This window comes from Rhizobium sp. BK491 (genome assembly GCF_014194925.1).
Lineage (GTDB): Bacteria > Pseudomonadota > Alphaproteobacteria > Rhizobiales > Rhizobiaceae > Rhizobium.
Genome location: NZ_JACIAR010000001.1, coordinates 945,947 through 961,814, shown reverse-complemented (window position 1 = coordinate 961,814; position 15,868 = coordinate 945,947). Strand labels below are relative to the sequence as shown.

Here is a 15,868-nt window from a genome sequence, read left to right as displayed (position 1 = left end):
GCGCAAAGATTTCCGAACAGATTGCACGTGGGCGCGTTACCCTGCGTGACAATACGCGCGCCCTTACCTCGCTTCTCCTCCTCGGCCTTACGCGCGGTTGCCGGGTCCTTTGAGGAGCGCCCGGCGGCCGAAAAGCCCGCTGGCCATCGCTCCTCGCGACTTACCCTAAAATCGACAGCTTACCCGCAAAGGGTCCGCATTTGTCATCGCCAAGCCGCATCCGATCGGCTAAGACGCGGGACGAAATGACGGGAAAGGAAGAGACGAGACCATGGACGCGAACAGCCATTCCCCCAAAGGCATGCCCGAGGCAGCGGTGAAATACCGCGCCTATCCCCAGATCAACATTCCCGACCGGACCTGGCCGTCCAAGGTCATCACCAAGGCGCCGATCTGGTGCTCGGTCGACCTGCGCGACGGCAATCAGGCGCTTGTCGATCCCATGGGCCATGACCGCAAGGCGCGCATGTTCCAGCTGCTGCTGGATATGGGCTTCAAGGAAATCGAGATCGGCTTCCCGTCGGCTTCGCAGACCGACTTCGACTTTGCCCGCTGGTGCATCGAGCAAGGCAATGTGCCTGCCGACGTATCGCTGCAGGTTCTGGTCCAGTGCCGCCCGGAATTGATCACCCGCACCTTCGAGGCTCTGCAAGGCGCCAATAAGCCGATCGTCCATTTCTACAATTCCACCAGCGAGTTGCAGCGCCGCGTTGTGTTCGCCAAGGATGTGCAGGGCATCAAGCAGATCGCCGTCGATGCGGCCAAGATGATCACCGACATGGCGGCCAAGGCCGGCGGCGGCTATCGCTTCGAATATTCGCCTGAGAGCTTCACCGGCACCGAGCTGGACGTGGCTTTGGAGATCTGCAACGCCGTCATCGACGTCGTGAAACCGACGCCTGATAACAAGCTGATCATCAATCTGCCGTCGACGGTCGAAATGGCGACGCCGAACATCTATGCCGACCAGATCGAGTGGATGTGCCGCAATCTCGACAACCGCGAAAACCTGATCATCTCCCTGCATCCACACAATGACCGCGGCACCGGCATCGCCGCCGCCGAGCTGGCGCTGATGGCGGGCGCCGATCGCGTCGAAGGCACCTTGTTCGGCAATGGTGAGCGCACCGGCAATGTCGACGTCGTCACCATGGCGCTGAACATGTTCACGCAAGGGGTCGATCCGGAGCTGGATTGCTCCAACATCGAGCGCATGAAGGAAGTCTTCGAATATTCCAACCAGATGGCGATTGGCGAACGTCACCCTTACGTCGGCGAGCTGGTCTATACCGCCTTCTCCGGTTCGCATCAGGATGCGATCAACAAGGGCATGAAGGCTGCCAAGGTCGCCAACGATCCGGTGTGGGAAGTGCCCTATCTGCCAATCGACCCGCAGGATGTCGGCCGCACTTATGAGGCGATCATTCGCATCAACTCGCAATCCGGCAAGGGCGGCATTGCTTATATCATGCAGCAGGACTACGGCTTGAACCTGCCGCGCAATCTCCAGGTGGAATATCGCGAGGAGATCCAGCGCATCACCGACGAGGAAGGCAAGGAACTGCCGTCCAAGCGCATCTATGAGCATTTCATCGAGCGCTATGTGACGCAGCCGGACGCGCGGATCCGCTTCGTCGATCACCACACTTTCGCCGATCCCGAGCATAAGGGACAGCGCATCGTCGCGGCCGAGATCACCGACAATGGCGAGGTAAAGCGCATCGAGGGCAGGGGAAATGGCCCTATCGACGGCTTCATCAATGCGCTCTCGATTTATCTCGGCATTCCGATGTCGGTCGAGGATTATTCCGAGCATTCGCTCCAGCACGGCTCCAACGCTGCGGCGATCTCCTATGTCGAGGTCTCTTATCCGGGCGGCAAGCTTTTCGGCGCCGGCATCAACACCAATATCGTCGCGGCATCCCTCGAGGCGATCGTATCGGCGGCGAACCGGGTGCTTGCAGTCAAGGCGGCCTAAGGTTCTGGCTGGCTTCCAGTTCTGGTTTGAAAGCCCCCTCGGTTTTTGAGGGGGCACTTTTATTGCACATCAGCCGGCCGCTGGCTCGTCACCTTCGATGAAGCCGCCGGATTGATGCGACCACAGCGTCGCGTAGATGCCGTTCCGGGCGATCAGCTCTAAATGCGTGCCGTCCTCGACGATACGGCCTTGGTCGAGCACGACAATGCGGTCCATCCGCGCGATGGTCGACAGGCGATGCGCGATGGCGATCACGGTCTTGTCTTCCATGATGCCGTAAAGCGTATCCTGAATTTCGGCTTCGACTTCCGAATCGAGGGCGGAGGTTGCCTCGTCGAGCACCAGGATCGGGGCATCCTTCAGGATAGCGCGCGCAACTGCAACGCGCTGCTTCTGACCGCCCGAGAGCTGGACGCCGCGTTCGCCGGCGTGAGCGTCGAAGCCCGTACGCCCCTCCTGATCCCGCAGCTTTGCTATGAAATCGCTGGCGGCAGCCTTCTCGGCGGCAGCCAGAATCGCATTTTCCGAAAAATGCGGATTGCCATGGGCGATGTTATCGCGGATGGAGCGGTGAAGGAGCGATGCCTCCTGGCCGACCACGGCAATCTGCCGGCGCAGGCTATCCTGCGTCACCTGCCGAATATCCCGTCCATCGATTTCGATGATGCCACCCTCCGGATCGAAGAAACGAAGCAGCAGATTAACCAGCGTCGATTTCCCGGTGCCGGAGCGGCCGACAAGACCGACTTTCTGGCCCGCCGCAACTCGAAGCGAAACGCCGTCGAGCCCGCCATCTCCCTTGCCGTAGTGATGCGTGATTTGCCGAAAGACGATCTCGCCCTTGGCGATGGCAAGCGGCTCGGCGTCCGGCGCATCGGTAATCGCAAGCGGCTGCGAGACGGTCATCAATGACTGCCGCATGGCGCCGAGATGGGCAAAGAGCGAGGAAACGGCATCCAGCATCCATTCGGCCATGCCGGTTATGCGGAAGCTCAAGGCGAGTGATGCCGCGATCAGCCCTAGCGGCGCGCCACCGGACTGCCACAGGACGACCGCATAGCCGACAAGCGCGACGATGAGGAAACTGCCGAGGAACAGCATGCTCGAATTGACAAGCACCTCAAGCTTCTGCACCCGAACGAATGTCTCGCGGGTTTGAGCGAAACGACGACGGGCTTCCTTGTCTTCCGCCTTGGCATCGGCAAAAAGCTTGATGAGGTCGATATTGGCATAGCTGTCCACCAGCATTCCCGTCAGCTCGGCATAGGCTCCCTGATATTGCGCGGAGGCCTTCTGCAGGCGAGGGATGACGTAGGCCATCAGTGCGAGATAGCAGAGAAGCCAGACGGCGAGGGGCCAGATCAGGCGCGAGTCGATCGAGGCCATCAGCCAGAGCGAGCCGGCCACATAGATCGTGACGAAAGACAGCGTGTGCAGCACAGCATAGGCGGCGCCCGTTGCCGCCGTACCGATGTCGCGCACCTGGCTCGCGATACGCCCGGAAAAATCCTGGCGAAACCAGCCGACTGATTGCCGAAGAACGTGACGATGAGCCCGCCAACGGAACAGGGTCTCGGCATTTGGCCGGAACGCGATGTCATCCAGGCTTTCGCGGAGATAACCGGCAAGCGGCCTTCCGATCAGGACGAGGACGGCTGCAGCGAGCAGGCCCAACCCTTCGGATACCCAAAAGTCTTCCCGCCGGGCGACGGCCAGATTATCCACCAGCCTGCTGGAATAGCCGATGAGCCAGATCTCGATGAACGCGCCGATGACAGTCAGGCTGAGGCTCATCGCCATGACTGTGCGAAACGGACGAAGGTTAATTAGGAGATAGCGCCAGGCCTTGAGTGATGGCTGCGGCTCGTCATGATCCTGAAATGGATCGACAAGCTCTTCGAAGCGACGAAACATGAGTGCCCTCCACGGGCAAAGATATCAATCTGATGGTCGGGCCGATAAAGCAGCCCTTCACGGCACTGCTTTTCAGCGGTGATTTCCTGTGCCGTGATTTTTCATCAGAGTGCTCTCCTCATTGGTCGCTGCAACCTACATAGCTTGTATCGGTGCCGATGTCAGCAGCAATTGTATCGGGGATCGTTCGACATAGATGAGCGAATACCGTCCTTTACACGGCTCGCGTCGAGGCCGTCCGAGGATATATATGTTTCAATGGTGAATTTTGCTCAGGCCTGGCCTTTGGCAAGTTCATCGCGTCGCTTCGTCAGACGCTCGAGCTCTTCTTCCTGTTCGGCTATCCGCTCGGACGCCCGCTCTTCGTCGGCGGCGCCGGAAAAGGCTGCTGCCTGCTCAATCAGTTTGCGAAGATTTTCCCTGATCGCCGCAATACGCCTGTCGATTTCAGGAATGGTCAGCAGAACGTCGGACATGTTGAAACTCCAGCAAGACTATCGGACCCCACGCGATTACCGCATCCATTATCCATCGACCGGCTGGTGGCTGCAAGCGGCAAAACGGATGGGATATCAGTCATATCTCCGAGGATACCCGATTGGCGATCTGATCGAGCATCGCATTCGAGGAGGGGCCAACGATCGCATAGGTAGTGCCGTTGCGATGCCAGGATACGATGCTGATATCGTCCTTGATGGTTTCGCTGAAATCGTCGTCGGCGATGCCGTCCGTCTTGGTAAAGCAGATGGCGACGACATCGCCATCGAGGTTCTTGTAGATCAGCTGGCCAACAGGCTTACCGGCGGCGATGGACATGCGCGCGCCCTGGAAGACGAGACCATCAGCTGCGAGATCCGGAAAGTTGAATTTGACGCCGGCGGTGCTTGCCAGCCACTTGGTGATCTCGTCCAACTGGCTTGCCTGCAACTCTACCATATGCTGCGGCTGGCGCGCATAGATGCGGTGGTAGGCGGCAATATCGTCCAGCCAGTTGCGAGTCATAAGCTGTGACGGGGTCGGCGGAGGGCTCGCCGGGACGTCAGCGGGCTGCATACCGAAAAGATAGCCGATGCCGCCGCCGACGGCGAACAGGATAAGGGCCGCGGCCAATGATTGCTTACCCGTCGGCGCCAGTTTCAGCGAATGCCTGGTAATACGCGGAGATGGCTCTCGGGTCTTCGGAGGCTGAGCGCTCTTGATGGAGCGAACAAGGGCCAGCGGTACCGGCTCCTTCAGAACCTCATCGAAAGCCTTGCGGCCGACATCGGAGCCGTGTTTCAGCTCATCGAAAATACGCCGGGCGTCCGCGTCGGAAGCAATGAGCTTTTCCAGCTCTTCTTTTTCTTCGCGGCTCGTCTCGCCATCCATGAAGGCGGACAAGCGGACTTCGAGCGGCGTTTTCTTCATATCTTGCAATGCTTAAAACCTTCGGGACGAGCGGCTATGACCCTGGGAGGCGAGGTAAAGGCGTGCGCTGGAGAGCCTTGATGTCACCGCCGCCAACGGGATGCCGAGAACATCGGCCGCCTGCTTGTAGCTGTGTCCTTCGACATCGACCAGCAGGAAGACACTGGCAAGTCCTTCTGGCAAAGATGTGACCAGGCGATGCGCTTCACCGGCTTCCACCGGATTTAAATGGGTTTGTGATGCCGGATCGCCCTGTTCCAGCGCATTGCCCTTGCCGGCGGGACGCAGCTTGTGACGTCGCGCTTCGTCAACCCATTGGTGCCGGGCCATGGTATAGAGCCAGCTTTCCAGCTTGCCGCCGCTGTTCCAGAGGTGGAACTTGGCTATGCCGCGCTGACAGACGTTTTGGACAAGCTCGTCCGCCTCGGCAAGATCGCCGGTCAGCGTCACAGCAAAGCGGCGAAGCTTCGGAAGAAGACCGACCAGATCGCGTCTGATATCGATGGCTGCTACCGGCGTTGGCATGATGGTTCCAGGAAGGCGTTGGAGGTTGTCAGATCGGCAATTTGCTTCCGCGATCGACGGCCTTCCCCGTAAGAAAGGTGATGCGAGCGGAATAATCGTCCTGTGCTGGTATGAACCATTTTCCTGCCGTTTCGCAAGTCTTCAAAAGCACCCGCGCGTTTGACCGTCATCCTTAATGCGCTATCCCACAATGTCCCAACCCGTACTGCACCAATGTTGGCCCAAGCTCTCCAAGGAGCAGTAAACTAGTCAGATACAGGCTTCGAAAGCTGGCATGCGTCGCTCCTCACAATGCATCCCTTATTTCGGAATTTCAGTGCTTAGATTGTAGCTCCGTATCTTAGAAAACGCTACCGAAACGATGCGCGCGACGACGCAAAAAGCTCGTCATGTCGCCAGAATATCGAAGCCTTCGGGGTCGACGCCGCTGCCATTGTCGCTGAGGCTATAACGCTCCGCTTTCAGTTCCCAGGCGCCGGGACGGCCGGCGATGGTGAAGAGATTATAGGCGGCGCGCGGCTTCAATCCGCCGACCCCTTGCGATGCGGAGGCGATCCCGACGACGGGAACCGAACCCATGTGCCCCCGCAGCCAGTGCAGGGTGTTGAGATGTGTATGGCCGTGCAGGACGAGTTCGGCGCCGCCGGTGGAGATGACGGCTGCGAAACGGCGAATGCCGATCATCCGCTTGTAGAAGCTGGTCGCGCCGCGAATCGGCGGGTGATGGATCATGACGACACGAAAGAGCCCGGCATCCCCGGCGGCGCGCAGTATATTCACCGTCTCGCGGGCCTGGCGTGAGGAGTAGAAGCCGCTTGCGGCAAAGGGTGGGGTGGCGACGGCTGTGGAGCATCCCACAATAGCAACCTGACCGCGGATACGCAGATAAGGGAAAATGCGCTGGTCCTCCTGCCATTCGGCGGGAGCCTCGTCGCCGCGAACATAGGGATACCAGGAGCGCATGGCCTTTTCGTATGCGCCCGGCACATAGGCATCGTGGTTGCCGGGAACGACGGATGTGTGAAAGGGATCGCCGACAGTCTTCAGCCATGCGGCAGCTGTCTGGATCTCCATGCCGCTCGCAAGGTTGACGAGATCGCCGGTTACGGCCAGATGATCGACCTGTTTCGCCTTGATGTCGTCAAGAAGGAGATCAAGCGTATCGCCAAAAAGATGCTTGCGCCGGTTCCGGTGCCAGTTCACAAATCCGGTAATGCGTTTGGAGGCGAGTTCTCTGATCGAAAGACGTGGCAGCGGACCAAGGTGAACATCGGAAATATGCGCGAGCTTGAACATGGGATGAGACATAGCCCACTCTATTGTCAAAACAAATACATCCTCGATCCGATTGCAGATCACGATGCCGGGGTTCAGGCATGAGTGAAGACAATCGACGCGATGAAAGGCAGGGTTTGGCTGTGCGTCTGTTCGGCCGCGCGTTGCATGTCTATTTCGTGCTGACCCGCAGCATGACGATCGGCGTGCGCGCCGCCTGCTTCGATGGCGAAGGGCGGATTTTTCTGGTTCGGCATTCCTATATCGCCGGGTGGCATATGCCCGGCGGCGGCGTCGAACGCCATGAGACTGTGGCGCAGGCGCTTGAAAAGGAGCTGCGCGAGGAAGGCAATCTGGTGATCGCAGGCAAGCCGCAGCTCTTCCACGTCTATTTCAACAATCACACCAGCAAACGCGACCACGTCGTCTTCTATCGCGTCGAGGTGACCCAGACCGCGCCGCGCAAACCGGATCGCGAGATCGTCGAAAGCGGCTTCTTTCCGGTCGATGCGCTGCCGCCAGGCACGACGAAGGCAACCTATCGCCGGCTGAAGGAGCTGGAAGGTGCATCGGCTCCCTCCAGCTACTGGTAGCCTCCGAGGCTTGGGTCAGGCGACTTTTGCCAGCCGCTTGCGCCCGTGCGGGCGATCGAAATCCAGTTCCGGCCCGATCGGCACGATGCCTGTCGGATTGATGGTCTTGTGGCTGCGATAATAGTGGTTCTTGATGTGGTCGAGATTGACGGTCTCCGCAACGCCGGCGACCTGGTAGAGATCCCGCAGATAGGCCGAGAGGTTGGCATAATCGGCGATGCGGCGGATGTTGCATTTGAAATGCCCGACATAGACGGCATCGAAGCGGACGAGTGTCGTGAACAGCCGCCAGTCGGCCTCCGTCAGGCGATCTCCGAATAGATAGCGCTGCGTTGCCAGTCGTTGGTCCAGCATGTCGAGGGTTTCGAAGAGACGGAGCGCGTTTTCCTGATAGGCTTCCTGCGAGGTCGCGAAGCCGGCCTTATAGACGCCGTTGTTGACCGTATCGTAGACGCGCTCGTTCAATGCATCGATTTCGGCCCGCAAATCAGTAGGATAGAAATCCGCCGTGGAGCCGGTCAGGCCGTCGAAGGCCGTGTTGAACATGCGGATGATTTCGGCAGATTCGTTGTTGACGATCGTGCCGGTCTGCTTGTCCCAGAGAACGGGAACGGTCACGCGGCCGGAATAATGCGGATCGGCTTTGACATAGACCTCCCAAAGCTTCGTTGCGCCAAAGAGATGGTCGACGGTGCCGCCGTCCGTTCCTTTGAATTCCCAGCCGTTTTCAACCATCAGCGGATCGACGATCGAGACGGAGATCAGCTCCTCCAGCTTCTTGAGCTTGCGGAAGATCAGGGTGCGATGCGCCCAGGGGCAGGCAAGTGCCACATAGAGATGATAGCGACCGGCCTCTGCCTTGAAGCCGCCGGTGCCTGTGGGGCCGGCGCTGCCATCGGCGGTCACCCAGTTTCGAAACTGCGAGGCGGCGCGCTTGAAATGGCCTTTCGTCTCCTTGGTATCGTACCAGACGTCATGCCAAACGCCGTCCACCAACATGCCCATTGCTTCATCCTTTCGGGAAACTGCCGAACTCTATCTCCAGAGATACGGCATGCACGCCGGATTTCGAGACGGCAAATGATGAACACTGCGTCATAGGTGCCGTCAAGGTCGAGAAAAGACGCGATGTCGACCGATCTTGCATGAATGAACAGCTGGATGCATTTTGCATTGGACGCGCCGAATATTTCCTGCTATCGGGCTTTTCACAGTTTAAGGACCCCTTGTCATGAAAGTAACCAGAAGCCTGCGACGACGCCGATGATCTTGAACGCTCGATGAGCGCTTTCGGGAACAATATCGTCCGTCTACTGGTTGTCTGGGCTAATGTACAAGCACGATCTGGTCTACCTCACTGAGGATGCGTCGCACGACGCTGCAATCGAACTCATCAACGAAGAAGCTTTCGGTCCGGGACGGTTTACCCGTGCCGCTGCTCGCATTCGCGAGCAAGGGCCGCATGACCATTCGCTGTCCTTCATCTGCGCCGATGATGGCGAAACGATCGCCTCCGTGCGGATGACGCCGGTGCTGGCCGGATCGGTCAAGGGACATCTCCTCGGTCCGCTCGCCGTACGTCCGTCGCACAAGAACAAGGGGATCGGCCGCGAGCTTGTGCGGATCGCGGTGGCCGCTGCTCAGCGCAAGGGATCGGAAGCCGTCATCCTGATCGGTGATCCGCCCTATTATTGCCCGCTCGGTTTCGAAAAGGTTGCCTACAACGCACTGACCTTCCCGGGGCCTGTCGATCCCAATCGGGTGCTGGTGGTGCCGATCGCCGCAGACACGCATGCGCGGCTGCAAGGCTCGATCGCATGGCGCGATGATTCCACTGCAGCTGTGGAAGCCGAAGACGACGATCTGGACGATGTCGTGCAGCTCACGGCGATTGCCGTCTAGGGCGTTATCATCGAAAGATTGCCCCGCTCGAATCTCAGCGGGGCGACAATTTCTTCTGCAGAAAGAACCGGCTGCGACCGGCCGGGAAATCCGGCAATTCGCCGAAGACGGCATAACCCTGCCGCTGATAGGCTTTCAGCGCCTGTGGATTGAAGGTATCGATCCACGCGCCGAAACAGCCACGCGCGCTTGCTTCCGCCTCCGCCGCGTCCAGAAGCTTTCCGGCCATGCCCTGGCCGCGCAGGCTTTCCGGCACGAAAAGCCATTGCGTGAACAGCCACCCCCAGGCGGTATAGCCGGATATGCCGCCGATGGTCTTGCCCGTATCGTCGCGGATCAGAACAGCCAGGGATTGCCGAGCGGATGGCCCGACGTCCGCGGTGTTGAACGCCGTCAATCCTTCGCTGATAGCCGCAAGGTCGCTTTCCGATGGCGTATCGGTCACGTCGATCTTCATGGTCACCGTCCTTCGCGCCACCACGTGGCGGAGAAAGCAAAGAGGAGGGCGGCGAGACCGGCAAAGCCTGCAAACAAGGGCAGGGTATTGATCCCCTTCAGCACGGTTTCGTCGGTCATGCGGATGGTCAGGCGCTGACCGTCGGCGACGCGAACGGCGCCGCGAACCGGCAGAACCTGCGGCACCGTCACGCCGCCATTTGCACCGGTAACGCGGGTAACGAGACCCTTGGTCTTCTGTGCGAGCGGTTTCAGTGTTTCGGTGGTCGAGATCATGGCCTTGAATTCCGGAGCGTCGATGGCGCCGATATGGACCAGCGTCGACAGATTGCCGCTGGCGATCTGGTAGAGGCCGATCTCGCCCATATGCTTCTCCGCCTGATAGAGGCCCGGCTGCGTCTGCTTCAGCGGCAGGGTGTCCGTCTTGCCCGATGGCGTTTTGATCGTGGCGGGACCGGGATCGTTGCCGATCGTCTGGCGCGTTACCTGCAGCGTGCGCCCGGCAGCATTGGCGGTCAGGGCTTCTTCTTCCAGCGCCGGCTCCTTCAGCAGCCAATGGGCAATGCGGCGGTAAAGCGACACATGCGGGCCGCCGCCTTCGAAACCGCGTGCCCAGAGCCAGCCTTCGTCGGAGAGCAGCATGGCGACACGACCCTGGCCGACGCGGTTCAGCACTAGCAGGGGACTGTTATCGGCACCGACCATCACGGTCTGGCCTTGAGGTCTTTCAACATCGACGCTGCGGAACCAGCGGCCCCAATGCGGTGGCTCGGTTTCAGAGCCGTCCAGCCCCCGCGTGACGGGGTGTTTCTTGCCCTGGTCCGAAAGTCGCGGATAAAAGGCTTTCTCGATCATCTGGCCCGTCGGCTCGGCCGGCAGGACCGAGGCAAGCGGCGTCAGAGCGATAGAGCTGCCGCCGGCATGTTCGGGGCCGGCCGCGACAAGCAAGGCGCCGCCATTTTCGACATATTGAGCCATGTAATCATAATAGATCGTCGGCAGGACGTTCTGGCGGTCCTGATAGCGGTCAAAGATGATCAGGTCGAAAGAATTGATCTTATCGACGAAGAGCTCGCGTGTGGGAAAGGCGATCAGCGACAGCTCGTTGATCGGCGTGCCGTCCTGCTTGTCCGGCGGACGCAGGATGGTGAAATGCACGAGATCGACCGATGCGTCCGATTTCAAAAGGTTGCGCCAGGCACGTTCGCCGGCATGCGGTTCACCCGAAACGAGGAGAACGCGCATGTTCTGGCGGATGCCTTCGATCACTTGGACCGTCTGATTGTTGATGCCGGTGACTTCGCCAGGCACTTCGGCGACCGCAAATTCGAGGACATTGTTGCCGGCACGCGGCACCTTGAAGCTGAAGGGTGTGTCCTGGCCGGGCGTGGCCTGCAGTGTGGCAATCTCGTCGCCATTCATCTTGACTGTGACTGCTGCGGTACCGCCAGGGCTCTTGCCGTCGTCGACGACGCGAAAGACCAGCTGCTGTTCATCGTTGACGATGCCGAAGCGCGGGGCGCGCACGATCTCTATGCGGCGATCGAATTCGTCCGGCTTGCCTGTGATCAACCCGTGGACGGGCGCGTCAAAGCCGAGCTGCTGATTGACGCCGGGAATGTCATGGATCTGGCCATCGGTCAGGAAGATTGCACCGCCGATGCGGGCGGGCGGCACGTCCGCGATCGACGAGGAGAGGGCGGAAAAAAGCCTTGTCGACGGCGATTCCGATTCCGCCGGATCGCGGAATTCCACAATGCGCGGCTCAATACGGGGGAATTGGGCCAGCCGATCCTTGAGCATCGCCAGAGCTTCGTCCGTCATTTTGGTACGTTCCGGCGTCTGCTGGCTGAGGCTGCGGTCAACGACAACGGGAACGATCGTCGACAGTTGATCGCGATCTTCCTGCATCAGCACCGGGTTGGCGAGTGCCGCAAGCAGAGCGATGCCCGCCAGAGCGCGAATCCAGCCGCCCCGCAGGCGCCTGTAGATTGCGAGCGCCGCAATGGCGAGCGTCAGCACCGCCAAAGCGGCAAGCACGGGCCAGGGGAGGAAGGGGGCAAAGCCGATATTCATATTATTGCCCCAAGCGCTGCAGGATATCGGGAACGTGGACCTGATCGGACTTATAATTTCCGGTCAGCATGTACATCATGATGTTGACGCCCGTACGGTAGGCATATTCGCGCTGGGTCTCGTCCGGAGGCACGGTCGGCAGCAGCGGCGAGCCATTGTCGGCCACGGCCCAGGCCCCGGCAAAATCATTGCCGGTGATCATGATCGGCGTTACCCCGTCTGAGGTCGCGACCGCATTCGCGTCGCGTCGCGCATCCTGGCGCGCCTCCACCCAGAGCGGGCTGTCGGCATAGCGCCCGGGGAAGCTCGACAGCAGATAGAAGGACTTGGTCAGCACATGGCCCGCAGGCACCGGCTCCAGGGGAGGGATATCGAGATTGGCAAGGATTTGCTGCAGCCGCTGGCCGTTCGGACTTGGTGACGAGGTGTCACCCATCGTATCGATGGCGTCGCGGGTGTCGAAGAGCACGGTGCCGCCATTGCGCATATAGGCATCGATGCGATTGATGGCGTCACTGGACGGCATCGGTGCGGTTGCAGAAATCGGCCAGTAGATCAGCGGATAAAAGGCGAGTTCATCCTTGGCAAGATCCACCCCTACCGGCGGGCCGGGTTCGAGCGTCGTGCGATAGGTGAGATAGTCGGAGAGGCCTGCAAGCCCGCGCTCCGAAATGTGATCGACGTCGGTTTCTCCTGTCACGACATAGGCAAGGTGTGTCTTGTCCAGCCGCGAGAAGATGGTGTCGTCGCCCGGTTTGGAATCGTCGGCCAGGACGCTTACCGGATGTAAGAACATGGCGAGCGAGACGGCCAGCAGCAGCATTGCCGCACCACCCGCGATCGTCTTTGCCGATCGGCCCAGGCGCGGAAAGGCGCCGTTCATAAACAGCACGATGATGCTGTCCGCCAGCAGGAGGAGGAAGGCGAGGGTGAAGAGGATCGGCTTTGCCGACCAGGCCTCGCCGCCGATCAGGCCCTCGCGTGCGACCGCACCAGCTGCCGAGGCATCCAGCGGCTTGAGCGCTGTGCCGCTCGGCAGGGTATTGAGCGCGCTGAAACCCTCTTCGGAACCATAGAGGCCGGGCGGATTGTCGAAGCTTGCGACTGCGGCTCCCTTGTTGTTTGGTTCCAGCGGGCGGGCACTGCCGATCTCGCTGGTCAACACGCCCTTGGCGGTCAAGAGCCGGTAGGGCGGCATCGCTTCGCTTGCCTTGGCAACTCCTTGTCCCGACGCGACGCCGCCGGCGCGCGACAGCTGAACGATACGGCGCAGCATCTCAACGAAATCACCCGATATCGGCAGATCGGACCATTGCGGCTCGGCACTGACGTGGAAGAGCACGATGCGGCCGGCCTGCATCTGCTTTTCCGTGACGAGCGGCGTGCCGTCGGCAAGGCTTGCCCAGGTGCGCTCGGCCAGATCCGGTGTCGGCTCGGCCAGGACCTGCCGCTTGATCAGGACGTTGTTCGGCTTCGGCATGCCGGCGAAGGGGCCGAACGACGGAAAATCGGCAAGCGGCTGCGGTTCGGCCCAGGAAAGGGCGCCGCCGAATGTGCGCTCGCCCTGCCGCAGTGTGACCGGGACCAAGGGATCGTCGGCGGGTGCCGCGGCAAGGCGCGGGCCGGCAAAGCGGACAAGCGTGCCGCCATTTTCGATCCACTTCTGCAGCGGCGCATAGGTTTCCTGCGGCAGGCGGCCGACATCGGCCATGATGATGACGGAGGGATTGCCCGCGAGCAGTTGCGGGATCGACTTCGCCAGATCGGCGCTGTTGGGCTGGGTCAGATCGGCATAGGGTTGAAGCGCACGCTGGATATAATAGAGCGGCGACAGGATCGGCTGGAATTCGTCGGCGGCCTGTCCGGAGAGGAGCGCCACGCGGCGGCGGCGAAAACCGTCGTCCAGCAGATAGACGCTGCCGGCATTTGCCTGGCGGTCGATGCTGATGCGGGCGAAATCATTGCGCATTTCGAAGGGCGCGGCGATGGACCCGGTCGCAACTGTCTGCCCGCCCGAGAAATCGAGCGAACCGACGGCAATCGGCCGTCCCTGATTGTCCTGTGCCGTCAGCCCGAGGCGCATCGGGCCACTGCCGTCCAGCCGTGTGGCCGTGACGGTCATGTTGCTGGCGGTATTGGCTGCGCCGGTAAGCGCCATGATATCGCGGCCATCGCCCTCGATGAGCCGCAGCTCGCTTGGCTGCAGGGCAGCAAGGCGGCTGACGATATCGTCCTTGGCCTTGCTCTCGATACCGTCGGAGATGAAGGCGATGGTGCCGGGCTTGCTGCCATTGAGCGCCGCCTTGACGGCATCGGTGGCGCGTTGCCGATCCGGCACCAGCGGCCTCGGGTTCATTGCATGCAGCTTGTCTCGGGCAGCTATTGCCGCACTCGGGGTCGCATCGTTGCCCTGTTCGGCGGTGAAGGCGATCGAAACGGGAATGCCCTTGGCGTCGGCATCGTCGATCAGAGCGTCGGCCGTACGCACACGGCGTTCCCAGTCGGAGACGCTCGCCCAGCTATTGTCGATCATCAGCACCAGCGGGCCGCCGCTCGACAGCGTGTTGGTGCGCGGATTGAACATGGGATTGGCGATGGCGAGAATGACGAGGGCGGCAAGCAGCATGCGCAGCAGCGTTAGCCACCAAGGGCTGCGGGCGGGCGTCTCCTCGCGCTTGAGGATGCTCGCCAGAATGCGCAGCGGCGGGAACACTTCCGTGCGCGGCTGCGGCGGCGTCAAGCGCAGCAGCCACCAGATCGCGGGAAGCAGAATGAGCGCTGCCAAGATGGCCGGCGAAGCGAATGCAAAGGAGAGGCCGCTCAAAGCTGGCCTCCTGACGCGACCCTCGCGGGCATGCCTGAGAGATACATATGCACGGCGACCAGGGCTTCGGAAGCCAGCCGGTCCGTGCGGTGGCTGACGAAGGTCCAGCCGAGATGGCGCAGCGACTGGCCGAGATTTTCGCGCCGCGCGACATAGGCGCGCTGATAGTCGTCACGCAGGTTTTCCGCGCGGCCGGCGATCAGCTTCGAGCCCGTTTCGGGATCGCTGAATTCGGTGCGTCCACTATAGGGAAAGAGTTCTTCGGCGGGATCGGCAACCTCGATCACATGACCCCGCAGACCGCGACGTGCCAATGGTCCGATCTTGCCCATGACGCTATCGGCATCGTCGAGAAAATCGCCGATCAGCACGATATCGCTCCAGCCGCGGATCATCGCCGTCTGCGGCAGGCCGCCTTCGAGCGGCGTATGCATCAACGCTGCGGCCAGGCGCTCGGCAGCATTGCGGGTCGAAACCGGCTCCATGATGCCGGGGCAGCCGATACGCTCGCCGGAGCGGGAAAGAATTTCTGCCAGCGCCAGCATCAGGACGAGCGCGCGACCCTCCTTGGACACATGGCCATAGGTCGACTTATACATCATGGATGGCGAGAGATCGGCCCAGAGCCAGATCGTGTGGGCGGCTTCCCATTCATGATCGCGGATATAGGTATGATCGTCGCGGGCCGAGCGCCGCCAGTCGATGCGCGACAGGCTTTCACCTTCGGTATAGGGGCGGAACTGCCAGAAATTCTCGCCGATGCCGCGCTTGCGGCGGCCGTGCCATCCGGCAATGACCGTGTTGGCGATGCGCTTGGCCTCGACGAGACAATCCGGCACGAGGGCGGCACGGCTGCGGGCTCGGGAGAGGGCATTATTGCCTGAGGTCGGTCTGACTGTCTGTCCGATGGATGCCACG

The 15,868-nt window shown here is 60.8% G+C and carries 13 protein-coding genes; 3 read left to right on the top strand and 10 right to left on the bottom strand.

The features are described 5' to 3' along the window. Positions 1–271: 271 nt before the first annotated feature. Complete coding sequence (gene leuA / locus FHX05_RS04810; RefSeq protein WP_183870816.1) at positions 272–1,978, top strand: 2-isopropylmalate synthase; 1,707 nt, start codon at positions 272–274, stop codon at positions 1,976–1,978. Positions 1,979–2,047: 69 nt separating this feature from the next. Here the strand turns inward: leuA and FHX05_RS04805 are convergent, their stop codons facing one another. The 5 genes from FHX05_RS04805 to FHX05_RS04785 all read right to left on the bottom strand — a co-directional run bounded on the left by FHX05_RS04805 (position 2,048) and on the right by FHX05_RS04785 (position 7,150). Next, positions 2,048–3,892 (bottom strand): ABC transporter ATP-binding protein, encoded by a 1,845-nt coding sequence (locus FHX05_RS04805; RefSeq protein WP_183870815.1) that lies wholly within the window; start codon positions 3,890–3,892, stop codon positions 2,048–2,050. Between the two features lie 272 nt (positions 3,893–4,164). Next, positions 4,165–4,368 (bottom strand): hypothetical protein, encoded by a 204-nt coding sequence (locus FHX05_RS04800; protein WP_183870814.1) that lies wholly within the window; start codon positions 4,366–4,368, stop codon positions 4,165–4,167. Positions 4,369–4,468: 100 nt separating this feature from the next. Further along, on the bottom strand, positions 4,469–5,308 hold the full coding sequence (locus FHX05_RS04795) for an anti-sigma factor (RefSeq protein WP_183870813.1): 840 nt from the start codon (positions 5,306–5,308) through the stop codon (positions 4,469–4,471). A 3-nt stretch (positions 5,309–5,311) separates the two neighbouring features. Continuing rightward, positions 5,312–5,824, bottom strand: a complete 513-nt coding sequence (locus FHX05_RS04790; RefSeq protein ID WP_112334292.1) for an RNA polymerase sigma factor — start codon at positions 5,822–5,824, stop codon at positions 5,312–5,314. 387 nt (positions 5,825–6,211) lie between these two features. Further along, positions 6,212–7,150 carry a metallophosphoesterase gene (locus tag FHX05_RS04785; RefSeq protein ID WP_183709446.1) on the bottom strand — a complete coding sequence of 313 codons (939 nt, stop codon included), beginning with the start codon at positions 7,148–7,150 and terminating at the stop codon, positions 6,212–6,214. A gap of 50 nt (positions 7,151–7,200) precedes the next feature. On the opposite strand from FHX05_RS04785, the gene FHX05_RS04780 reads away from it, so the two are divergent. Continuing rightward, complete coding sequence (locus tag FHX05_RS04780; protein WP_183870812.1) at positions 7,201–7,692, top strand: NUDIX domain-containing protein; 492 nt, start codon at positions 7,201–7,203, stop codon at positions 7,690–7,692. Between the two features lie 15 nt (positions 7,693–7,707). Here the strand turns inward: FHX05_RS04780 and FHX05_RS04775 are convergent, their stop codons facing one another. Beyond that, positions 7,708–8,697, bottom strand: coding sequence for a glutathione S-transferase family protein (locus FHX05_RS04775; protein WP_183870811.1), 990 nt, complete (start codon positions 8,695–8,697; stop codon positions 7,708–7,710). Positions 8,698–9,021: 324 nt separating this feature from the next. Between FHX05_RS04775 and FHX05_RS04770 the strand changes: the two genes are divergently transcribed. Next, positions 9,022–9,594, top strand: a complete 573-nt coding sequence (locus FHX05_RS04770) for an N-acetyltransferase (RefSeq protein ID WP_183709450.1) — start codon at positions 9,022–9,024, stop codon at positions 9,592–9,594. 34 nt (positions 9,595–9,628) lie between these two features. On the opposite strand, the gene FHX05_RS04765 is transcribed toward FHX05_RS04770, so the two are convergent. Genes FHX05_RS04765 through FHX05_RS04750 form a run of 4 tightly spaced genes read right to left on the bottom strand, consistent with a single transcriptional unit; the run spans position 9,629 to position 15,867 of the window. Next, positions 9,629–10,051, bottom strand: a complete 423-nt coding sequence (locus tag FHX05_RS04765; protein WP_112334296.1) for a GNAT family N-acetyltransferase — start codon at positions 10,049–10,051, stop codon at positions 9,629–9,631. 2 nt (positions 10,052–10,053) lie between these two features. Further along, positions 10,054–12,126 carry a hypothetical protein gene (locus FHX05_RS04760; RefSeq protein WP_183870810.1) on the bottom strand — a complete coding sequence of 691 codons (2,073 nt, stop codon included), beginning with the start codon at positions 12,124–12,126 and terminating at the stop codon, positions 10,054–10,056. Between the two features lies 1 nt (position 12,127). Then, the gene (locus FHX05_RS04755) at positions 12,128–14,950 is read right to left on the bottom strand and encodes a DUF4159 domain-containing protein (protein WP_112604873.1); all 2,823 of its coding nucleotides are present in this window, start codon (positions 14,948–14,950) and stop codon (positions 12,128–12,130) included. After that, on the bottom strand, positions 14,947–15,867 hold the full coding sequence (locus FHX05_RS04750; protein ID WP_183870809.1) for a DUF58 domain-containing protein: 921 nt from the start codon (positions 15,865–15,867) through the stop codon (positions 14,947–14,949). Before FHX05_RS04750 ends, FHX05_RS04755 begins: the two co-directional genes overlap by 4 nt. Position 15,868: the final 1 nt, after the last annotated feature.